Genomic DNA, 21,058 nt, shown 5'->3' with positions numbered 1-21,058 from the left:
TACCCCGCTACTCCCGGTGCCGCCCGCAGGCGTCCCATCGACCCTGGGGCCCGCGTCGCGGTCAGGTCCATTCGGTGTTGGGGTACATGCGGTGCTTGAGCAGTTGGTCTAAGCGGTTGGCCGCCGCCTCGGCGTCGCGGCAGGAGGACAGGAACCAGCCGCGTCCCGCTCCGGCCTCGAAGTAGCCCCACGTCCCGCCCGGCGTCGCCCGCACGGTCACCATGGCTCCGACGTCGTCGGCGGCCCCGCTGGCGTACACCCACAGCAGCGGCGCCGGGTAGCGGAACTCGTGCTCTTCGTACAGCCCGACGCACCGCCTGCCATCGGCCGACCGCCTGGCGCACGCCGTGAAGCATTCCGAACACCTTCCGCTGATCCTTGTCGTTTCGGCTCGTCGGCGCAGGTCAGAATGCGACGTACGCCCACACCCATTTCCCGGACGGCTTGCTTTCGGTCACCCCGCATGAAGAGGCGAGCGACTCCACCATCGGCAGCCCGCGTCCACCTGCGCACTCGTCGTGGCCCGGGTCCAGCGCCTCGGCATCCGGGGTCACGTCGTCGGCGCTCGCTGCCAGCGGCCGCTTGGACACGGGCCTGTCATCGGACGAGTCCCACACCGCCAGCAGCACCCGCCGGGGCTCCAGCGCCAGCCTCACCCGAATCTCCTGGTCGCCTCCCCAGCGCAGCGCGTTGGTCACCAGCTCGCTGGCGATCAGTGTCAGGTCGTCCCTGAGCCGCGACAGTCCCCAATCCGCGAGCCGCAACTCCACCAGCGTCCGAACCTGCGCCGGAGCCGTTGGCGCGGCTAGGAACGTCGTGTCCAGCGCTCCGGCGATCCCTCTGGACGCGCTCACCATGCGGCCGCTCATCCCGGTCACCGCGCGAGCTGCTTCAAGACGATCAGCGCCCGCTCCGCGGCCGCCGACTCGGCTCCCACCTCGCCCAGGACGTGACCGCGCTCGCCGCCCCACCGGAACCGGCGTCCAGCGCAGATGATTACTCGCTCGCCTCGCGTCCCGAGCGCCACCAGGAGGGTGTTCTCGTGCACCTGTGCCCGGCGTCCACGCCGTCCGAACTGCACCGCCAACTCGCTCAGCGCGTCGGCTCTACCATCTGGCATGGGGCCGCCCCGCGCCGTCGGATCAGCACCCGGAAGCATCCGAGCTGCCGCCTCCAGACGGCCGGTCTTACGGGTCATATCTGACATGGCGGGTACGTCTCCAAGGTCGGCAAGCGGGAGCTTCCGGGTCGATTTGCTTCAACAAATCGGCCCGGCTTCATGGTGCCGATAGACTGCGTTGCCCGTCAATAAGTTTCAACAAATCGGCCCGACAAGAGGAGATGAGCGCGTGGGGTCAGCGCGGTACAACGAGATCGCCGACGACCTGTTGCGGCGCATTGACGCAGGTGAGTGGCAGTCGGGCGACACTCTGCCGCCGATGGAGAAGCTTGCCGAGCACTACGCCGCCAGCCGCAACGCGGTGGCTCGCGCGGTCGGGAAGCTCGCGAAGCAAGGCCGCCTGGTTTCAGTGCCCCGGCGCGGGACGGTCGTCCGTCCCAAGCATCGCAAGACCGTCATGCGCACCGATCTTGTGAAGCGGAACACCAGGCACCGGCGGGACGGGGAGGAGTTCGCGGGCGGCTACAGCTTTCCCGCCGCCATGGGCAACGAGATTTGGACTCATCACGTCAAGCCCGATGTCCGCAAGGCTCCTATCGATGACGCTCGGCTGGCCCATCTGCTGAACGTGCCGGTCGGGGAGATTGTCATGAGGCGCCTGCGTGTGACGGGGCCGGAGGGTGAACCGGCCTTTCAGATCTCGACCTCCTGGATACATCCGCGAATCTCCGATGAGGTTCCAGAAGTCAAGGAGCCTTATGGGACGGGGCCGGGAGCCTGGATCGACGCCATTGAGGCCAAGGGGCATGGGCCGCTGGAATGGCTTGAGCGGCGGCGTGTGCGGATGCCGACCGTCGATGAGGCCAAGCTGTTGCTCATTCCGGCCGAACTGCCCGTTTGGGAGGTCGTCCGCATCAGCTACAGCGCCAAAGACGAGAAGGCCGTGGACGTCACGCAGGTCATCATCCCCGGTGACCGCATGGAAGAGGTCTCGCGGTTGCGGCGTGACGACTCCGCCAAGTGGCCCCACCGTTCCAGCGGCCCGGACGGACCACGGGTCGCGCCCGTCGACTAGCGCGTCCTCAGATGACGGGGCCGGATTTGAGGTGACGGCCGCCGGGGGTTGGGTCTTGCAGGTCGCCTTGATCGACTACTACTCGGCCACGTACTAGGACGGTTTCTGGGCGGCCGGTTATCCGCATTCCTTCGTAGGGGGTGTAGTCGGTGGCCATGTGTAGGGCGGTGGACGTTATTTGCCATTCTACGGTGGGGTTCCAGATGGCTATGTCTGCGTCCGCGCCGGGGAGGAGGGTGCCCTTGCGGGGGTAGAGGCCGTTTGTGCGGGCTGGGTTTGTGGACGTCAGTTCCACGAAGCGGGTTGCGGGAAGGTTCTGGCGTACTACGTATTCGGAGAAGATTACCGGGAGGCGGGTTTCCACGCCGGGGAGGCCGTTCGGCATCGCGCGGACGTCGGTGGCGCGGGATTCCTTTTGGGCCGTGTCGTAGCAGCAGTGGTCGCTGCCGATCGTTGTCACCTCGCCGGTGAACAGGTGGCGACCTAGGGCCTTGACCTGGGCGGACGAGCGCAGGGGTGGGCAGCAGACGTAGCGTTCGGGGTGCGTGCCGTTGTAGGCGGAGTCGTCCAGGATCAGGTGGTGCGCCACTGTTTCGCTGTAGGCGCGGACGCCTCGGCGGCGGGCGGCGGCTACCAGTTCCACGGCCTCGGCTGTGGATTGGTGGACGAAGTACACCGGAGCTTCCACCGCTTCGGCGATGGCCAGGATCTCGGCTACTGAGGCGGTTTCGGCCAGGTCGGGACGGGTCGCCGCCATGTTCGCCGCGCCGATGTGGTCAGCGGCGGCGCAGCGGCGTTGGGCGTCGCCGACTATGTGGTCGGCCTCGCAGTGGATGACGACCATGCCGCCGAGGCGGGCCAGTTCGGTCATGGTGCGGAGGACGGTGTCCTCGTCCGCCATTGTTTCGCCGCGGTAGGTGGTGAACATTTTGACGGTGGAGATTCCGTCATTGACGAGGGCGGCGAGTTGGTCGGGAACGGTTTCGTCCCATTCGACCACGCAGGCGTGTAGGGCGCTGTCGCAGAGGCCCTGCGTGGCTTTCTCGCGTTGCGCGTAGGCGACGTCGGCCGGGTTCTCCCCGGGACGCGGGATCGCGAAGTCCACAATGGTGGTCGTGCCGCCGAAGACGGCGGCGGTGGTGCACTGGCGGTAGTCGTCCAGGGAGGTGAACTCGCCGGACGTGAAGCCGACGTGGCAGTGCGGGTCGACGCCGCCGGGCATGACCAGGCGGCCGGTCGCGTCGATGACGGTCGCGGCGGCGGGGGCCGTGCCGGGGGCGGCCAGCGCGGTGACACGGCCGGAGGCGATCACCACGTCGGCGGGGCCCGACCAGCCGGCTTCGACGACCGTCCCGCCTCGGACGACGACGTCGGCGGTCACAGGGCCGCCAGGTGGGCGCGCCAGCCGCCCGCGTCGCTGATGTCGGTGACGCCGGGCAGGGTGAGCGACTCGGCGCGCATCCGCATGCAGAGGGTGCCGGAGCCGTCCGCGAGTTCGATCACGCCGAGCTCCAGCTCGGGCGGCTCGCCGGGCAGCAGGTGGTCGCGCAGGATCTCGTAGGTGACGGCGTACAGCTCGCCGGGCACGGACCGTCCGCCGGACGGCACCGGGTGCAGCCCCGGGAACTCGTCCCGGACGGAGTAGAACCGGTACCGGGGCGCCGTCTCGGCCGGGCCGAGGAACTCGGCGCCGCTCAGCGCCCCGTTCAGCGAGCCGCCGGACATGGCCTGCCCGTTCACGAACATCCGCAGGTTTTCCATATGCCTTTCCTCGTCAGACCGCTTGCCGGGCGCGTTCGGCCGCCGGGTCGGGGACCGGGACGGCGTCCAGCAGCGAGCGCGTGTAGGGGTGTGTGGGGCGCCGGTAGATCTCTCCGCAGGGACCGATCTCGACCAGCGAGCCCTGGTCGAGCACCGCGACCCGGTCGCACAGGTAGTGCACGACGGCGAGGTCGTGCGCGATGAACAGGATCGACAGGTCGAGCCGTTCGCGCAGGTCGCGGAAGAGGTTCAGCACCTGCGCCTGGACGGACACGTCCAGCGACGACACCACCTCGTCGCAGATCAGCACCTTCGGCTCGACGGCGAGGGCGCGGGCGATCGCGATGCGCTGGCGCTGGCCGCCGGAGAAGGAGCGCGGGTGCCGGTCGGCGTCGGCGGCGGACAGCCCGACCGTCTCCAGCAGGGCGGCGGCCCGGTCGCGCCGCTTGCGGCGGTCCGGCTCGATGCCGTGGACGAGCAGGCCCTCCTCGATCAGCGCGCCCGCCGTCATCCGCGGGTTCAGCGACGAGTACGGGTCCTGGAAGACCATCTGCATGTCGCGGCGGAGGGTCCGCAGCTCGCGCCGCGACGCGCCGAGGACGTCCCGCCCGCCGAGCTTGACCTCGCCGGAGTCGGGCTTGGTCAGCCGCGCGACGCAGCGCGCGACCGTCGACTTGCCGGAGCCCGACTCGCCGACCAGCCCGAGCACCTCGCCGGGCGCCAGATCGAACGAGACCCCCTTCACGACCGGACGTCCGCCGAAGCTCTTCACAAGGTTCCGCACGCTCAGCGCACTGACCCCGGTAACAGCAGTCATAGGGTCTCCCCCTCCAACGCGGCCTCGTCGACGGTGCTTAGGCGGCGGGACGGGTCGTCGTCTATTCGGGGCACCGAGGCGAGGAGGCCGCGTGTGTACGGGTGTTGCGGACGGGTGTAGATGTCGTCCACCACGCCCTGCTCGACGGGCGCGCCGTGGCGCATGACGACGACGCGGTCGGCGAAGCCCGCCACGATCCCCAGGTCGTGCGTGATGAGCAGCACCGACATCGACCGTTCCGCCGCCAGTTCGCGCAGCAGCGTGAGCACCTGGGCCTGGACGCGGACGTCCAGAGCCGTGGTCGGCTCGTCCGCGATGAGCAGCGCCGGTTCGGCGATCACCGCGATGGCGATGACGACGCGCTGCCGCATCCCGCCGGAGAACTGGTGCGGGTAGTCGTCGAAGCGCCGGTCGGCGTCGCGGACGCCGAGGCGGCCGAGCAGCTCGACGCCGCGCCGCCGCGCCTCCTTCTTCTTCACCCCGCGGATGAGGAGCGGCTGCATGATCTGCCAGCCGATCGTCATCACCGGGTTGAGGGACGCGAGCGGGTCCTGGAAGACGAGCCCGATCCGGGCGCCGCGCACGTCCCGCATCGCCCGCTCGGACAGCCCGAGCAGGTCCTTGCCGTCAAGAAGGACGCGCCCCGACAGGGAGGCGTCGCGGTCGAGGCGCAGGACGGCCCGCGCTGTCACCGACTTGCCCGACCCCGACTCCCCGACCAGCGCGACCTTCTCCCCGGCGGCGACCGACATGGTCACCCCGCGCAGCACCTCGGCCGGGCCGTCCGGTCCGGGGAAGGAGGCGCGCAGGTCGTCCAGCTCCAGCAGCGGGGTCATGACCGCCTCCCTCGCAGCGTCGGGTCGTTGCGGACGCGCAGCCAGTCCCCCACGAGGTTGAACGAGACCGCGGTGAGCATGATCGCCAGGCCCGGGAAGACGACGGCCCACCAGCCGTTCGTCAGGTTCCCGGCCGCGCCCGCGATCATCGCGCCCCACTCGGCGGACGGCACCTGCGCGCCGACCCCGACGAACGACAGCCCGGAGATCACGAGCATGACCGCCGACACGTCCAGGGTCGTCTGCACGTAGAGGGTGTCGAGCGAGTTCGGCAGCACGTGCCGGAACACCAGGCGCGGCGTCGACACCCCGAGCGTGCGGGCGGCCTCGACGTACTCGGCGTCCCGGACGTCGCGGACGAGCGTCCGGACGAGCCGCGCGTACCCCGGCCACCAGGTGAGGCACAGCGCGATCACCGCCGAGCGCAGCCCGGGGCCGAGCGCGGCGGCCAGGCCGAGCGCCAGGATGATCGCGGGCAGCGACAGGCCGATGTCGCAGATCCGCATCAGGACCTCGTCGGCGACGCGGCCGCCGAGCGCGGCGAGCGTCCCGATGACCGTGCCGATGAGGGTCGCGACGGCGATGACGATGACGGTCGCGAGCAGCGACACCCGCGCCCCGTACAGGACGCGGCTGAAGATGTCGCGGCCGTTCGCGTCCGTCCCGAACCAGTGGTCGGCGGACGGCGCGTGCAGCGCCTGCCCGAGGTTCACCGAGTACGGGTCGTGCGGCGCGAGCAGCGGCCCGACCAGCGCGATCAGCACCATCAGGCCCGCGATCGCCAGGGCGACGCGGTCGACGAGCGAGGCGCGTCCGGCGGGCGCGAACCGCCGGCGGCGGAGCACGGCCGGTCCGCGCTCCACGGTGTCCGCGACGGCGGTCTTCATGTCGCCGCCCCTTCCACGACGCCCGGCTCGACCGGCTCCGCCGCCGGGGCGGCGGCCGAGCGCGACCCGCCGGGCTGCCGGAGCCTCGGGTTGAGCCAGAGCTGGACGACGTCCACGACGATGTTGGCCAGCACGAACACCACTCCGATCACGAGGACGGTGCCGATCACCGCGTACAGGTCGTTCTGCAGGACGGCGTTGACCGCGTACGCGCCGATCCCCCGCCGTCCGAACACCGACTCGACGAGGACGGTGGAGCCGAGCATCCAGCCGAGCTGCATGCCGAGGATGGTGCTGACCGGGACGAGCGCGTTCCGCAGCCCGTGCCTGATCACCACCCGCCACTCCGACGCCCCGGTCGCGCGGGCGAGCGTGATGTAGTCCGAGTCCAGCACGCTGATCATCGACGACCGGACCGTCCGGGCGACGACCGCGACGAACGCCGCCGCGAGCGTCACCGCGGGCAGGACCAGGTGCGACACCGCGTCCGTGAACGCCGCCGGGTCGCCGCTGAGCAGGGCGTCCACCGAGGTCATGCCGGTGATGGACGGCACCTCCCGGCCGAACCCGAGCTGCCCGGTGAGCGGCAGCGCGCCGAGCCGGTCGGCGAACACGAGCTGGAGCATCAGCCCCAGCCAGAACACCGGGACACCCGCGCCGAACAGCACGATCAGCCGGGCGGCGACGTCGGCGGCGCGGCCCCGCCGGTAGGCGGCGTACACGCCGAGCGGCACCGCGATCGCCACGTTGATCAGCATCGCGGCGAGCACCAGCTCCAGCGACGACGGCAGCGCGTCGGCGATGTCGTCCAGCACGGGACGCTGGGTGAACACCGACGTGCCGAGGTCGCCGTGCAGGAGGTTCCCGAGGTAGGCCGGGAACTGCTCCCACAAGGGCTTGTCGAGCCCGAGCCGCGCGGAGACCGCGGCGACCTGCTCGGCGGTCGCGTTGCGTCCCGCCGCGGCCCGCGCCGGGTCCCCGGGCAGCACCTGGGACATCAGGAACGTGACGACGCCCAGGCCGAACAGCACGACGACGCTGGTGACGAGCCGTCTGAGCAGGAATCGCGCCATTGCCGTGCCTCCCCTCGTCAGCCGACCTTGACGCCGTAGACGTCGACGGTCTGGTGGTGGGACGGCTGGTAGGCGTAGCCCTCCACGCCCTTGCGCAGGACGGTCACGTACTGCGGGTTGGACATGTTGACCGACGCGACGTCACCGGCGATGAGGGTCTGCGCCTGCTTGTACAGGCCGCAGCGCTCGTTCTCGTCGGTGACCGTCTGGGCCTTCTCGACCAGCTCGTCGACCTTCGGGTTGTGGTAGCCGCCGTTGTTCTGCCCGTTGTTGATGAACCGGGAGTCGAACAGCTGGTACAGCACCGAGTCCGGGTCGGGGTTCGGCGGGAAGGCGTAGATCATGCCGAGGTCCGGCGTGGTCTTGTTCGTCTTCAGCCGCTGCACGTACTCGGGGTAGGTGATGGCCTCCAGCTTCAGCTTCACGCCGATCTTCGCCAGGTCGGACTGGAACAGCGTCGCCGCCTGCTCCATCTCGGCCGTCGCCTTCAGGTACGTCATCGTCAGCGAGACGTTCGACAGGCCCGCCGCCTGGAGCGCGCTCTTCGCCTTCGCCACGTCGTAGCCGGGCTGCGGCGTCGCGGCGTCGAAGCACTGCATGGTGGACGGCACCACGCCGACCGCCTTCTTCCCGGCGCCCTTGAGGATGGACGAGATGTGCTGGTCGTACTGGTACGCGGACGCGATCGCCTCGCGCAGCGCCTTGTTCTCGACCGGCGAGCCCTTCATCTTGAAGAACACGTAGAGCTGGACGTTGGTGTCCGCCTTGTCGACCTTGTAGCCGCCGTTGCCCTCGAAGGACGCCCAGTCGTTGGGGTCGATGTCCATCGCGATGTCGATGTCACCGGCGAGCAGGGCGCTCTTCTGCGTCGCGGCCTGCGGCAGGTACCGGAAGACGACGTTCTTCGCCTGCCCGCTGAAGCCGCCCCAGTACTTGCCGTACTGGGCGTACTTCGCTTCCTGGTTGGCCGTGTACCCGGTCAGCTTGTACGGGCCGGAGCCCGCGTCCGCCGTGGCGAGCCACTTCTGCCCGTCGTCGCTTCCCTTGTGCGACTCGACCAGCTTGGAGTTCAGGATGTAGACGCGGGTCAGCGCGGCGACCATCGGCGCGTAGGCGCGGCTCATCGTGATGGTGAGGTGCGTGTCGTCGAGCACCTTCGACGACTCGTAGGTGCTGATGAGGGACGCGACGCCCACCTTCAGCTTCTTGATCCGGTCCAGGCTGTACTTGACGTCCGCGGCGGTGAGCTTCGCGCCGTCGTGGAAGGTGACGTCGCCGCGCAGCGTCAGGTCGATGGACTTGCCGTCAGGGGCCACCTTCCACTCGGTCGCGACGCTGGGCTCGATCTTGTTGCCCGCGCCGTACTTGACCAGCGTGTCGTAGGCGGGGCGGACGACCTCGTCCACCGTGGAGTTGTCGGCCTGCGCCGGGTCGAAGGTCGCGGGCGGCTCGTTCTCGGCGACGATGAGCGTCTGCGCGCGCTCGCCGCTGCCGCCGCCGCTGGAGCCGCCGCAGGCGGCCGCGGCGATCGCCGCCGCCGCGAGCACGGCGGTCAGCCGGGCCGGCCGTGGGCCGGGGAACCACCTGGTCCTCTTGGCCGATGTGTCGTGGAGCACGGTCGTCTCCTAATCGTGGACGTGTCCGAGGGCGGACGGGTCAGGTGTCGTGCCGTTCGGCGCCGTCGCGGATGCGGCGGCGCTCGGCCCTGGCGGGGGTCTCGGTGTGGGAGCCGTCGGGGGCGACGACCAGGCCGTAGTCGCGTTCGGCGGCCGCGGCGGTGACGTAGCCGTCGAGGACGTCGGCGACGACGGCGGCCGGGTCGCGGTCCAGCGGGTCTCCGTAGCCGCCGCCTCCGGCGGTGCGGTTGACGAACCGGTCGCCCGCCTTCATCGCGGCCCGGTACATGCCGACGCGCTTCTCGCGGTCGGTGCCGGGCCACAGCGTCATGCCGCTGGGCTCGGGCTCATGGCCGCCTTCGAGCGCCCACGGCCTGGTCTTGCTCTTCTTCTTCATCGACAGGACCTCGCCGTCCGCGAGGTAGCGGACCTCGCGCAGGACGCCGACGCCGCCGCGGAACGTCCCGGCCCCGCCGGAGTCCGGGATGAGTTCGAGGCGCTCGTGGAACACGGTCGACTTGTGCTCCAGCACCTCGATCGGCGTGTTCCGGACGACGCTCTGCGACGGGTGCTGCTGCGCGTTCGCGCCGTCCCGGTCGCGCCGCGCGCCCCAGCCGATGCCCTCGTTGTTGCTGATGACGAAGTCCTCGTCGGTGCGCGGGTCGTGGCCGAGCGCCATGAAGCCGGGCTCGTCCCCGCCGGAGGACGCCGGGATCGAGTCGAGCACCCCGGCGAGCGCCTTGTGGATCAGCTCGAACGCGACGATGCCGCTCCACTGCGTGAACGTCGCCACCGGGTACTGGGCGTGGAAGAAGTTGCCCGGGTCGGCCTTGATGGTCAGGGCCCGGTAGTGGCCCGCGTTGGACGGCTCGTCCGGCGTCGTCAGCTCCTTGAACGTCGACTTGGCGAGGCTCTCCGTCGCGCCGATCGGCAGGTTCACCGGGCCGAGGACGGCGCCGTCGGAGCCGTTGAAGTCGACCTCCATCCGGTCGCCGTCGATCGTGACCTTGACCTCCATGCGGATCAGGTCGTCGGTGATGCCGTCGTCGTCGCAGTAGTCGGCGGCCGTCCAGGTGCCGTCCGGGAGGGCGGCGACGGCCTTGCGCGCGACGCGCTCGCCGTGCTCGATGATCTGCTTGACGGCCTGGTCGACGGTCTCGCCGCCGAACTTCTCCCACACCTGCGCGAGCCGGTTCTCACCAGTGCGGAGCGCGGCGAGCTGCGCGTGGAAGTCGCCGATCGTCAGATCGGGCAGGCGCGAGTTGAAGCGGATCAGCTCGACGATGTCCCGGACGACCTCGCCCTTGTGGACGATCCGCGTGCCCGGGAAGATCAGCCCTTCCTGGTGCATGTCGGTCGAGTCGAGGACGTAGCCGGGCGCCTTCGCGCCGAGGTCCATCCAGTGCGCCCGGACGGCCAGGTACGCCGACGGGGCATCGCCGCCGTCCCGGAACACCGGGGCGAACAGCATCGCGTCGTAGGAGTGGGCGCCGGACCAGTACGGGTAGTTGAGCAGGTAGACGTCGCCGGGCGCGAGGTTCTCCCTGCCCACGTACTCGACGCCCTTGACGATCGCGTGGTCGTTCGCGCCGAGGAACGAGGTGATCCCGGCGGCCTCCGCCATCAGTTCGAGGTCGCCGTCGTAGATCGAGATGCCGAAGTCGAGCACCTCGTAGATCACCGGGTTGAACGCGGCGCGGACGAGCGTCCGGCGCATCTGCTCCCCGACCGACACCAGGTAGTTGCGGATCACCTCGACGGTCGCGCCGTCCAGCTCGCTGGTCATGGGGGTTCCTGTCACTGGTCCGCCTCCGGGCTGCTCACCAGCAGGTGGCCGTGGGCGTCCACGGCGAGGCGCTGGTCACTGAAGATCACCGTCGTGGAGGTGCCCTCCTCGACGATCGCGGGGCCCGGCAGGGTGTGGCCGGGCGCGAGCGTCGACCGCTCGTACACCGGGAACGGCACGGTCTCCCCGGCGGCGAAGTCGAACGCGGGACGCGAGCCCACCGGCTCCGGCGTGCCCTCGCCTGTGCCGTCCAGGCGGCGCAGGCCGGGCTTCGGCAGGACGCCGACCGCCCGCACCCGCAGGGTGAGGATCTGGCCGCCGTCCGGCATCGCGTGCCCGTACCGGGCGCGGTGCTGCTCGTGGAACCGCTCCAGGATCGCGGCCGCGTCGTCGCCGTCCCTGAGGTCTATGCCGAGCGTGTGCTCCTGGCCGTGGTAGCGGACGTCCAGGCGGCGGATGAGCGTCCGGTCCTCGGGCTTCACGCCCTGGACGGACAGCACCTCCTCGCCCTGCGACTCCAGGTCGGCGAACGCGGGCTCCAGCTCGGCGAGCGTCGCGTCGCTGAGCGGCTTCAGGACGGTCGTCGCGAACTCGTACTCCAGGTCCGACATGAGCATGCCGAACGCGGAGAACGCGGCCGGGACCTGCGGGACGACCGTCTCCGTCACGCCCATCTCGCGGGCCAGCATCGGGCCGAGCAGCGGCCCGGCCCCGCCGAACGCGAGCAGCGCGAACTCGCGCGGGTCGAGCGCCCGCTCGACGGTGATCTCGCGGAGCGCGCCGACCGTCCGGGCCAGCAGGACGCGGAACACGCTCGCCGCCGCGTGCGTCGCGTCGACGCCGAGCGGGCCGGCGAGCTTCTCCGCGACGGCGGCGCGGGCCGCGTCCGCGTCGATGGTCATGTCGCCGCCGAGGAACGCGGCCGGGTCGAGGTAGCCGAGGACGAGCGCCGCGTCCGTCACGGTCGGCTCGGTGCCGCCCGCGCCGTAGGCGACCGGGCCAGGGACGGCGCCCGCGCTGCGCGGACCGACCTTGAGCAGGCCCTCGTCTATCCAGGCGATGGAGCCGCCGCCCGCGCCGACCGTCCGGATGTCGAAGATCGGGATCAGCAGCGGGAAGCCGTCGATCCCGGCCTCGTGGACCTCGCCGGGCGAGCCGTCCTCGATCACGCAGCAGTCCACGCTGGTGCCGCCGACGTCGAACGAGATCAGCTTGTCCCGGCCGAGCTCGCGGGCGAGGAACGAGGCGCCGACCACGCCGCCCGCCGGGCCGGACAGCACGGTCATCAGCGGGGCGCGGCGGGCCAGGTCGGCGGTCATCGCACCGCCGCCCGACCGCATGATGTGCAGCGGGCGGGTCAGCCCGGCGGCGGAGAGGCGTCCCTCCAGCGCGCCGATGTAGTCGCTCAGCACCGGACGGATGTAGGCGTCCAGCGTGACGGTGCTGGTCCGCTCGTACTCGCGGTACTCGCGGCTGATGTCGGTGGACGTGGAGATCGACACGTCCGGGTAGGCGTCCCGCAGGATCTGCGCGGCGCGCCGCTCGTGCGCGGGCTCGGCGTAGGAGTGCAGGAAGCAGATCGCGAGCGAGCGCAGCCCGTGCTCCTCGACCAGCAGGCGGCCCGCCTCGCGGACGGCGTCCTCGTCGAGCGGCTCCACCTCCTGGCCCTGCGCGTCGATCCGGCCGGGCACGCCGGTCCGGTGGCGGCGCGGGACGAGCGGCGGCGGCGGCGCGTACGCGAAGTCGTACATGTACTGGCCGGGGACGTTCGCGCGGGCGATCTCCAGCAGGTCGCGGAACCCGGCGTTGGTGATGATCCCGACGTCCGCGCCGCGCCGCTGCAGGATCGCGTTCAGGCCGAGCGTCGTGCCGTGGACGAACGCCTCGACGCCGTCCAGCCGGTCCGCGAGGCCGCCGACCGCGTCGAGCACGCCGCGCGCCGGGGCGTCCGGAGTGGTCGGGGCCTTGTGCAGGCGAAGCTCGCCGGTGGCCTCGTCGTAGGCGATCGCGTCGACGAACGTGCCGCCGATGTCGACCGCCAGCCGGGTGCGGGACGAGGGGCTCACGGGGTTCCTCCCAGGGTGCCGGGGACGGGCAGGTCGTTCCGGACGACCCGTCCGGCCTGCATGACGAACGGGATGCGGCGCAGCGCGGACAGGTCCGACAGCGGGTCCCGGTCGGTGACGACCAGGTCCGCGAGCAGGCCCTCCTCGACCGCGCCCGCCTCGCCGCCGAGGCCGACGAGCCGGGCCGCGTCGCTGGTACCCGCGCGCAGCGCCTGCGCGGGGTCGAGCCCCGCGTCGGTGAGGAACTCCATCTCGCGGACGGCGACGACGGTGTCCTCGATGGGCTCGCCCGGCGGGTAGTCGGTCCCGGCGAGCATCGTGATGCCGGGCTTCTCCGGGTCGAGCGGGTCGGCGATCCCGGCGGCGACCGCGCGCCGGATGCTCGCGAGGTGCCCGGGCCCGACCTGCGTCGCGCGCTCGATCTGCCATTCGCTGAACGAGTGCCCGGCCATCCAGTCGGGGCAGCGGGTGACGCACAGCGTCGGGGTGAGGAAGACGCGGCGGTCCGCCATCTCCTTCGCGGTCGCCTCGTCCAGCTCGTAGGCGTGCTCGTAGCCGCGGACCCCGGCGGCGAGCGCCTCCCGGATCGCCGACCCCGACCCGGCGTGCGCCGTGACGTACGTGCCGTGCTCCTGCGCGGCGCGGACGACGGCGCGCATCTCGTCCAGGGTCATCTGCGAGCCGGTGAACGACTCGCCCTCGTGCGCGATGCCGCCGGTGATGAACACCTTGATCAGGTCGGCTCCGGCGGCCAGTTCCGCGCGGGCCGCGCGCAGGAAGCCGTCGTGGCCGTCGGCGTAGGAGCAGGCGGAGCCGTGGCCGTGGCCGCCGGTCGTGGAGACCGCGCGGCCCGCGCCGATGATGCGCGGCGCGTCCACCCAGCCCTGCGCGACGCTCTCCTTGATGAGGAGGTCCGCGCGGTTCTGCTCGTGGACGCAGCGGATCGTCGTGACGCCCGCGTGCAGCGCGTCCTGCGCCCGCGACAGCGCCCGCAGCGCGGTCAGGCCCGGGTTCTCGGCCTCGTCGGTCGCGGAGAACGGGTACGTCACCGACAGGTGCGTGTGCACCGAGATCAGGCCGGGCAGCAGGTACCGGCCGCCGAGGTCGATCCGGCGGGCGCCGGGCTCCGGCGCGGCCGTCGTGATCGTCTCGATCCGGCCGCCGGACACCGCGACGTTGGCGTTCCGGCGGACCGTGCCGCGCAGGACGTCCACGACGTGCCCGCCGGTCAGCCAGACCGTCCCGTCCTCCGCCACGGGCCGCCGCCCGCTGGTCGATGTCGACACCGCCATCTCCTCTCTCATCTGGCCTGCTCCTGGGCCTGCTCGAACGGGACCGGGTCGATCAGCCGGTCTGGGCCGAGGTCGTGGACGTCCACCGGGGGCGCCGTCCCCTCGGCGAGGCAGCGCAGGGTCTCGCCCCACAGCGGGGCGAACGTGAAGGCGTAGGTCCCGCCCGCGACGAGGAAGCCGGGCGCGCCCGGCACCTCCCCGATCACGGGCATCTCGTCGGGGGTGGCGGCGAGGGGCCCGGCCCAGGCGCGCAGCAGCCGCAGCCCCCGGACGAACGGCAGCACCCGCGCGGCCTGCGCCATGTTGCCGAGGACGCTCGCCGCGCTGATCGGGCTGCGCCCGTCCGGGTCGAACCGGAGCGCGGGCCAGCCGCCGCCGACGAGGAGGTTCCCGGCCGTGACCTGCTTGACCGACAGGCCCTCGCCGATGTGCTGGACGAGGTGCCGCAGCGTCTCCGGCAGCCGGACGGTCACGTGCATCTGGATCGCGACGGGCGTCATCCGCAGCCGGATCCCGGCCAGCGCGGCGATCTCGCCGAGCCAGGGTCCGGCGACGTCGAGCACGCGCGGCGTCTCGATCGGCGCGTCGGTCCCGGCGGTGACGCGCCAGCCGGAGCCGGAACGTTCCACCACGCGCACCGGGGAGAACGGCCGCACCTCGGCGCCGTGCCGGACGGCCGCGGCGAGGTAGGCGGGCGTGGTCAGCAGCGGGTTCGCGTAGCCGTCGAGCGGGCACCAGGTGGCGGCCGTGACGGTCGGGCCGAGCAGCGGCAGCGCCTCGCGGGCGCCGTCGCCGTCGAGCACCTCGGTGGCGATCCCGGCCCGGTCCTCCCAGGCGTGCTTGGCGATCAGCTCGGCGCGCTGTTCGGGTGTTTCGGCGATGGTGAACCCGCCGCTGCGGCGCAGCTCCACCGACGCGTCGAGTTCCGCCTCGACCTTCTCCCAGCGGTCGCTCGCGGCGCGCTGCAACGGCAGGAACCGGGCGCTGTCGAGCGGCACCTCCTGCCCGGGCCGCCGCGTGTGGACGGCCTGGACGTGCAGGTTGCCCGCCGTCGTCCCCGATCCCTCCCGGCCGGGCGCGCCCCGGTCGAGCACGATCACCCGGTGCCCGGCCCTGGCCAGGTGGAACGCCGCCGACGCGCCGAGCACGCCCGCGCCGATCACCACGGCGTCCGCGGTCCGGGCGCTCACGCGGCGTCCCCCTCGGGCTCCTGCTCGCCGAGCGCGAGCAGCGTCTCCACCGGCACGGGACGGACGGGCTGCCGCGCCGGGAACACCGGCTCGCCCCGCTCGCCCTCGCGCGCCGCGCGGACGAGCCCGGCGACGGCGAAACCGCAGAAACGTCCTTGGCAGGGCCCCATCCCGGCGCGCGACCAGGACTTCGTGGCGTTCAGGTCGCCGCCCGCCCGGTCCGCCGCGGCGGCGCGCACGTCGGCCGCGGTCACGGCCTCGCAGCGGCACACGACGGTCTCGTCCGGCAGGGCGCCGGCCAGCGCGTCCTGGAGCGCGGCGGGGCTCGGGTAGAGCGCCTCGCTGAGCGCGGTGAACCGGCCGAGCGCGCGGGCCCGCGCGGCGAGCCGGACGACCTCGCGCCGGTCGCCCGCGCCGCGCGCGCCGAGGATGTGCGCGGCGGCGAGCAGTCCGCGCGCCCGCGCCAGGTGGACGCCGCCGATCCCGGCCGCCTCGCCGACGACGTAGACGCCGGGACGGCTCGTCCGGCCGAAGGCGTCGGTGACGGGCGCGGCGTCGCCGGTCGCGGCGTCCGCGCGGATCTCGCAGCCGAGCAGCCGGGCCAGCTCCGGCTGCGGGCGGAACCCGTAGCCGACGCACACCGCGTCCACGGCGAACGAGCCGAGCGGGCGCGCCGGGTCGGCGGTCGCGGCGACCGTGACGGACGAGACCCGCCCGTCGCCGGACGCGCCGGTGACGACCCGTCCCTGCCAGATCGGGACGCGCGCCCGCGCGAGCCGCGCCATGTAGCCGGCCAGCTCGCGGAGCCGCGCGGGGTGCCGGAGCGCGGCGGTCGCGCGGAGCGACGGCGTGTAGGGGTGCCCGGCCTCGGCGACGGCGACGACCTCGGCGCCCGCGTCCAGCAGCGAGCAGGCGACGGGAAGCAGGAACGGTCCAGACCCGGCGACCAGCACGCGCCGCCCGACCGGTGTCCCGTCGGCGGCCGCGAGGTGCTGGGCGAACCCGGGCGTCGTGACGCCGGGGAGCTGCCAGCCGGGGAACGGGTGCGTGCGCTCGTACGCGCCGGTCGCCACGATCACGTGGCGGGCGCGGAGCCGGACCGCGCCGCCGTCCGGCGCGGTGGCGAACAGGGTGCGGCCGTCGTCGGCGACGCCCCAGACGAGGTGCCCGGTCAGGCAGTCGACGCCGAGCTCCCGGACGCGGGCGATGAGCCGCCCGCCCTCCGGCCGGTGGTCGCCGTGGGCGCGCAGCACCGCGGGCGACGGGCGGCGGAAGTACTGCCCGCCGAGCTCGGGCTGCTCGTCGGCGATCGCGACGGTGAGCCCGGCGGCGGCCAGCCGGGCCGCGGCCGACAGCCCGGCCGGACCGCCGCCGACGACCAGCACGTCATGGGAGAGCGTCATCGTCCCGTCTCCACCGTCATGCCGGGGACGACGCGGGTCAGGCACGCCCGCACGCCCGGCCGTCCGTCGACCGTGACCTCGCATTCGAAGCACACGCCCATGCCGCAGAACGGGCCGCGCGGCTCGCCGCTCACCGGGTTGTCGCGCAGCCGCCAGCGGCGGGCGGCGACGAACGCGGCGGTGAGCGAGGAGCCCGCGGTCGCGTCCACCGGCTCGCCGTCCACGGTGATCCGGGTGACGCTCACGACGACGCCCCGGCGGACTCCAGCGCGGCGCGCAGCCCGGACTCCGCCAGCGCGGCGCGGATGCCGTCGAGCGCGGCGCCGGTCGCCGGCAGCAGCGGCCGGCGGACGTGCCCGCCCGGCTGCCCGAGCTCGGCCATCGCGGCCTTGAGCTGCGGGATCGGCGACGCGAACACGCCGCTGTAGTCGGGCCTGATGAGCCGGGACGACAGCGCGGCGTAGCGGTCGGCGAAGTCGCGGGCGGCCTCCTCGTCGCGCCGCGCCACGGCCTCGTAGTAGGGGACGGCGAACGGCGCGCCGAGCCCGCCGCCGTCGATGTTGCCGTCGCCGCCGAGCCCGAGCAGGACGGCGAGCCCGCGGCGGTGCAGGAAGCTGCCGAACACGCGGACGCGGTCCGAGACCGCCTCGACGGTGGCGAGCATCTTCAGCCAGTCGCCGGTGCTGTCCTTGATCGCGGCGACGTTCGGCAGGTCGGCGAGCCGCTCGAACAGGCCCGGGTGGTCGCCGATGTCGACGGCGACGCCGCGCGGCCAGTTGTAGACCATGAACGGCAGGTCGGTGGCGGAGCTGACCCGCTCGTAGAACGCGTAGATCTCGTCCGGTCCGGGGTGGACGTAGGGCGGCGGGGTGGCGAGCACGCCACCGGCCCCCGTGGCGGCCGCGTGCTCGGCCAGCCCGATCGCCTCGTCCTCGGTGTAGGCGGTGACCCCGACGACGACCGGGATCCGCCCGGCGACCTCGACGGCGATCTCGGCGACGCGGCGGCGCTCGGCCGGGCTCTGGCTGAACCACTCGCCGGTGCTGCCGTTGACCAGCACGCCGTGCACGCCCTGCCGGAGGTACAGCCGCAGCAGTTCACGCCAGGCGTCCTCGTCGAGGGCGCCGTCCGCGGTGAACGGCGTGGGCGCCGCGGGCCAGTAGCCGCGCCATGGGACGTCGTCGCGATCCAAGATCATTCCCCGAGTTCGTAGTGCTCATCCCGCTGGGATCGGTTGCACAAGGTTGCGGCACAGCGTACGTCAGTGTCAAGGGTCACTTCGCCATTTCGACGTGCGAGGACGCGAAGGCTCGTTGCGCCGTGCACACTTCGCCCGGCGGATGGGTATGGCATGATTGCCCCGACATTGGGATCGATTGCAGAATCGGAGCACGATGAGCGTCACCCTGAAGGACGTGGCCGCCGCGGCGGGCGTGTCCCGCAGCACCGCCTCCCGGGCGCTGAGCGGGTCGTCCCTGATCGCGCCGGAGACCCGCGCCCTCGTCGAGGACGCCGCGCGCCGGCTCGGCTACCAGCCGAACCGCGCCGCGAGCGCGCTCCGGTCCCGGCAGTCGCACCTGATCGGGCTCGTCGTCGGCAACCTCGTGAACGCCTCGTTCCACACGATCGCCGAGGTCGTGCAGCGCCGCGCCGCCGCCGAGGACTACCAGATGATGCTGTCCATCACCGACGCCGACCCGCGCCGCGAGGAGAACATCCTCCGCACGCTCGGCGAGCACGGCGTGGACGGCGTCATCCTCATCGGCACCGGCTCGAACGCCGCCGCCTCCAACGCGCTGCTCGGCTCCGGGACGGCGGTCGTCAACCTCATCCGGGGCGCGGCGGAGAGCGCGGCGCCGACCGTCCTCGCCTCCGACCGGGACGGCGCGCAGGAGGCGACCCGGTACCTGCTCGGCCTCGGGCACCGGCACATCGGCTATATCGGCGGCCCCGCCGACACGAACTCCGGGCAGGAGCGCTTCGCGGGCTACGAGCTGGCGCTGCGCGAGCGCGGCCTGCCGGTGGACGAGCGGCTCGTCGAGCGCGGCCCGTTCGAGCCGTCCTTCGGGTCCGTCGCGGCCGAGCGGCTGCTGCGCCGCGCGCCGGAGGTCACCGCGCTGTTCGCCGCCAACCACGAGGCCGTGTTCGGGGTGCTGCCCGCGCTCGTCGCCGCGGGCGTCCGCGTCCCGGACGACCTCTCGCTCGTCTGCTACGAGGACATCAGCTGGCTCCGCTGGTGGCACCCGCCGGTCACCGTCGTCGACAACGGGGCGCGCGAGCTGGGCGAACTCGCCATGGACCTGCTCCTCCAGCAGCTCGAACGCGGCCGGCGCGGCGTGCCGGGCGCGCGGACGGGCCGCACCTACCGCGTCGGCGCGCAGCTCCTCCAGCGCGACTCGTGCGCCCCGCCGCGCGACCGGGGCGGGCGCGGCGAGCGGCCGGAGCCCGTCCCGACGGGCTGACGCCTACGCGCCGGTCTCGACCGACTCGGCGTGCAGCGTCCGGACCGCCGACACGAGCCGCGCCCCCGCCTCGTCGCCGAGCGGGCCGCCCGCCGACCAGGCCAGCAGCAGGACGGCGTTCAGCGGCGTGCCCCGCAGCGGGACGTGCGCCATCCGCGCCTTCTTCACGTTCGGCCAGTAGGTCAGCGTGATCGCGCCGAGCGCGTGGCCGAGCGCGACCGCCGCGGACGCGCTGTTGGCATAGCTCACCCGCGGCCGGATCCCCGCCGCCGCGCACGCGGTGTGGAAGTGCCCGGTGAGCGGCTGGCACTCCGGGTAGGCGAGCACGACGTGCTCGTCCCCGAGGTCGGCGAGCCCGGCGCCGGGGCGGTCCGCGAGCCGGTGCGTGTCCGGCACGCACAGGTACGGGTACTGCGCGGCGATCGTCTCGTGCCGCACCGGCTCCGGCGGCTCCGGGTCCAGCTCGGGGAAGTGGCGGAACATCGCGACGTCGATCTCGCCGTTGCCGACGAGCTGGACGAGCCGCTGCCCGGACTCGTCCACCAGCAGCGACATGGGCGCGATGCCGAGGTCCTCCACGCAGCGGACGAACGACGTCAGCGTCGGCGCGGGCACGGCGCCGAGCCGCGCCGGCGACCTGCCGCCGTCCGCGGCGAGGCAGCGGCGGACGTCGGTGAACATGCGGCTGACCGCGGGCAGGACCGTGTCGGCGTGTTCGAGCAGGATCGACCCGGCCGTGGTGAGCGTGATCCCGGACGGCCTGCGGTGCAGCACCGGCAGCCCGACCGCGCGCTCCAGCCGTTGGAGCGCGCGGCTGACCCCGCTCTGGCTCATGCCGAGTTCCTCGGCCGCGCGGTTGATGCTGCCCGTCTCGGCGACCCTGTGCAGGATGCGCAGCTGCTGGAGTTCGATGTCCATCGTCACCCGCTCGCCGAACGCGGCCCCGCGTCGATCCTCGCCTTGTGCGCCTCGCGCAGCGCGCGGGCGAAATGCGGGACCTCCCGCGCCCACAGGCCGTCCGGCCGGTACATGAGGCAGTGCCGCGACACCCACGGCAGCCCCGCGATCGGGCGGCGGGCCGTGCCCGGCGCGGACGGCCGCCACCCCTGCGTCAGCAGCACGCTGCCGTCCAGCCGGACGACGTCCTCGTGCGGCCCGTGCAGCGGCAGATGGTGGACGATGTCCGGGGTGAACCCGAACGGGCGGCACACGCGGTGCAGGAAGGCGATGCACCCGTCCGACCCGGAGATCGCGATCCACCGCTCGTCCCGCAGCTCGGGGACGGTGACGGCGGGCCGCCTGGCGAGCGGGTGGTCGCCGCGCAGCAGGACGTGCGGCCGCTCGTCGATGATGTGCTGGACGGCGAGCCCGCCCGGACGGCAGCCCGGCATGACGGTCTGCTCGTTCACCAGCGCCATGTCGATCTCGCCGGTGAGCAGCCAGTCCGTCACCTGGCGGATGGAGTCGCCGACGGTGACCTCGATCGCGGTGCCGGGGAAACGGCGGCGCAACTCCTCCAGGAGCAGGTCGGCGAGGCAGCTCGCCGTCCAGCCGAGCCGGATCGTGCCGGTCTGCCGGTCCCGGTGCCGGGCGAGGTCGTCGTGGATGGCGGCGCAGTCGTCGAGGATCGCGGCGGCGTGGTGCAGGACGACGCGGCCGAGCGCGGTCGGGCGG

21 protein-coding genes are annotated in these 21,058 nt (G+C 72.7%); 2 read left to right on the top strand and 19 right to left on the bottom strand.

Annotation, left to right across the window (positions count from 1 at the left end):
* Nucleotides 1-61 precede the first annotated feature (61 nt).
* From ACH01S_RS37505 to ACH01S_RS44130, 3 genes are all read right to left on the bottom strand, one after another.
* On the bottom strand, nucleotides 62-259 hold the full coding sequence (locus ACH01S_RS37505; protein ID WP_067903792.1) for a hypothetical protein: 198 nt from the start codon (nucleotides 257-259) through the stop codon (nucleotides 62-64).
* Between the two features lie 145 nt (nucleotides 260-404).
* Entirely contained in the window at nucleotides 405-869 is a 465-nt protein-coding gene (locus ACH01S_RS37500) for an ATP-binding protein (protein ID WP_148344209.1), read from the bottom strand.
* 5 nt (nucleotides 870-874) lie between these two features.
* Complete coding sequence (locus tag ACH01S_RS44130) at nucleotides 875-1,120, bottom strand: hypothetical protein (RefSeq protein ID WP_148344208.1); 246 nt, start codon at nucleotides 1,118-1,120, stop codon at nucleotides 875-877.
* A 229-nt stretch (nucleotides 1,121-1,349) separates the two neighbouring features.
* Here ACH01S_RS44130 and ACH01S_RS37495 point away from each other — a divergent pair, with 229 nt between their 5' ends.
* Nucleotides 1,350-2,195 (top strand): GntR family transcriptional regulator, encoded by an 846-nt coding sequence (locus ACH01S_RS37495; protein ID WP_083981587.1) that lies wholly within the window; start codon nucleotides 1,350-1,352, stop codon nucleotides 2,193-2,195.
* Between the two features lie 7 nt (nucleotides 2,196-2,202).
* On the opposite strand, the gene hydA is transcribed toward ACH01S_RS37495, so the two are convergent.
* From hydA to ACH01S_RS37425, 14 genes are read right to left on the bottom strand one after another with little or no spacing between them, the layout of a single operon-like run.
* Nucleotides 2,203-3,576 (bottom strand): dihydropyrimidinase, encoded by a 1,374-nt coding sequence (hydA, locus tag ACH01S_RS37490; protein WP_067903789.1) that lies wholly within the window; start codon nucleotides 3,574-3,576, stop codon nucleotides 2,203-2,205.
* The gene (locus ACH01S_RS37485; RefSeq protein WP_067903786.1) at nucleotides 3,573-3,956 is read right to left on the bottom strand and encodes an allophanate hydrolase-related protein; all 384 of its coding nucleotides are present in this window, start codon (nucleotides 3,954-3,956) and stop codon (nucleotides 3,573-3,575) included. The genes hydA and ACH01S_RS37485 overlap by 4 nt, the downstream gene beginning before the upstream one ends.
* 13 nt (nucleotides 3,957-3,969) lie before the next feature.
* Nucleotides 3,970-4,773: an ATP-binding cassette domain-containing protein gene (locus ACH01S_RS45580; RefSeq protein WP_067903781.1), complete on the bottom strand. Its 804-nt coding sequence runs from the start codon at nucleotides 4,771-4,773 to the stop codon at nucleotides 3,970-3,972.
* Nucleotides 4,770-5,609: an ABC transporter ATP-binding protein gene (locus ACH01S_RS45575; protein WP_067903778.1), complete on the bottom strand. Its 840-nt coding sequence runs from the start codon at nucleotides 5,607-5,609 to the stop codon at nucleotides 4,770-4,772. The genes ACH01S_RS45580 and ACH01S_RS45575 overlap by 4 nt, the downstream gene beginning before the upstream one ends.
* On the bottom strand, nucleotides 5,606-6,496 hold the full coding sequence (locus ACH01S_RS37470) for an ABC transporter permease (RefSeq protein ID WP_067903775.1): 891 nt from the start codon (nucleotides 6,494-6,496) through the stop codon (nucleotides 5,606-5,608). Before ACH01S_RS37470 ends, ACH01S_RS45575 begins: the two co-directional genes overlap by 4 nt.
* Nucleotides 6,493-7,569, bottom strand: a complete 1,077-nt coding sequence (locus tag ACH01S_RS37465) for an ABC transporter permease (RefSeq protein ID WP_067903772.1) — start codon at nucleotides 7,567-7,569, stop codon at nucleotides 6,493-6,495. Before ACH01S_RS37465 ends, ACH01S_RS37470 begins: the two co-directional genes overlap by 4 nt.
* Nucleotides 7,570-7,586: 17 nt before the next feature.
* Nucleotides 7,587-9,185, bottom strand: a complete 1,599-nt coding sequence (locus ACH01S_RS37460) for an ABC transporter substrate-binding protein (RefSeq protein ID WP_083981586.1) — start codon at nucleotides 9,183-9,185, stop codon at nucleotides 7,587-7,589.
* A gap of 40 nt (nucleotides 9,186-9,225) precedes the next feature.
* Complete coding sequence (locus ACH01S_RS37455; RefSeq protein ID WP_067903767.1) at nucleotides 9,226-10,971, bottom strand: hydantoinase B/oxoprolinase family protein; 1,746 nt, start codon at nucleotides 10,969-10,971, stop codon at nucleotides 9,226-9,228.
* A gap of 11 nt (nucleotides 10,972-10,982) precedes the next feature.
* The gene (locus ACH01S_RS37450; RefSeq protein ID WP_067903764.1) at nucleotides 10,983-13,037 is read right to left on the bottom strand and encodes a hydantoinase/oxoprolinase family protein; all 2,055 of its coding nucleotides are present in this window, start codon (nucleotides 13,035-13,037) and stop codon (nucleotides 10,983-10,985) included.
* Nucleotides 13,034-14,323 carry an amidohydrolase family protein gene (locus ACH01S_RS37445; protein ID WP_187414042.1) on the bottom strand — a complete coding sequence of 430 codons (1,290 nt, stop codon included), beginning with the start codon at nucleotides 14,321-14,323 and terminating at the stop codon, nucleotides 13,034-13,036. Before ACH01S_RS37445 ends, ACH01S_RS37450 begins: the two co-directional genes overlap by 4 nt.
* 14 nt (nucleotides 14,324-14,337) lie before the next feature.
* Nucleotides 14,338-15,519 carry an NAD(P)/FAD-dependent oxidoreductase gene (locus ACH01S_RS37440; protein WP_067903759.1) on the bottom strand — a complete coding sequence of 394 codons (1,182 nt, stop codon included), beginning with the start codon at nucleotides 15,517-15,519 and terminating at the stop codon, nucleotides 14,338-14,340.
* Nucleotides 15,516-16,922, bottom strand: coding sequence for an FAD-dependent oxidoreductase (locus tag ACH01S_RS37435; RefSeq protein ID WP_067903755.1), 1,407 nt, complete (start codon nucleotides 16,920-16,922; stop codon nucleotides 15,516-15,518). Before ACH01S_RS37435 ends, ACH01S_RS37440 begins: the two co-directional genes overlap by 4 nt.
* On the bottom strand, nucleotides 16,919-17,167 hold the full coding sequence (locus tag ACH01S_RS37430; protein ID WP_067903752.1) for a (2Fe-2S)-binding protein: 249 nt from the start codon (nucleotides 17,165-17,167) through the stop codon (nucleotides 16,919-16,921). The genes ACH01S_RS37435 and ACH01S_RS37430 overlap by 4 nt, the downstream gene beginning before the upstream one ends.
* Nucleotides 17,164-18,120 (bottom strand): dihydrodipicolinate synthase family protein, encoded by a 957-nt coding sequence (locus ACH01S_RS37425; RefSeq protein WP_218010535.1) that lies wholly within the window; start codon nucleotides 18,118-18,120, stop codon nucleotides 17,164-17,166. Before ACH01S_RS37425 ends, ACH01S_RS37430 begins: the two co-directional genes overlap by 4 nt.
* Nucleotides 18,121-18,316: 196 nt before the next feature.
* Between ACH01S_RS37425 and ACH01S_RS37420 the strand changes: the two genes are divergently transcribed.
* The gene (locus ACH01S_RS37420) at nucleotides 18,317-19,384 is read left to right on the top strand and encodes a LacI family DNA-binding transcriptional regulator (protein WP_067903749.1); all 1,068 of its coding nucleotides are present in this window, start codon (nucleotides 18,317-18,319) and stop codon (nucleotides 19,382-19,384) included.
* A 3-nt stretch (nucleotides 19,385-19,387) separates the two neighbouring features.
* Here ACH01S_RS37420 and ACH01S_RS37415 read toward each other — a convergent pair whose 3' ends face one another.
* Both ACH01S_RS37415 and ACH01S_RS37410 read right to left on the bottom strand, forming a co-directional pair.
* The gene (locus ACH01S_RS37415) at nucleotides 19,388-20,302 is read right to left on the bottom strand and encodes a LysR family transcriptional regulator (RefSeq protein ID WP_067903746.1); all 915 of its coding nucleotides are present in this window, start codon (nucleotides 20,300-20,302) and stop codon (nucleotides 19,388-19,390) included.
* A 2-nt stretch (nucleotides 20,303-20,304) separates the two neighbouring features.
* Nucleotides 20,305-21,058 (bottom strand): LysR family transcriptional regulator (locus tag ACH01S_RS37410; RefSeq protein WP_067903743.1); only part of this gene is annotated, 754 nt, incomplete at its 5' end.

Origin of the sequence: Actinomadura chibensis NBRC 106107 (assembly GCF_001552135.1) — a bacterium.
Classification (GTDB): Bacteria; Actinomycetota; Actinomycetes; order Streptosporangiales; family Streptosporangiaceae; genus Spirillospora; species Spirillospora chibensis.
Note: the sequence above shows the minus strand (reverse complement) of the source record. Positions and strands in the feature narration are given on the sequence as shown.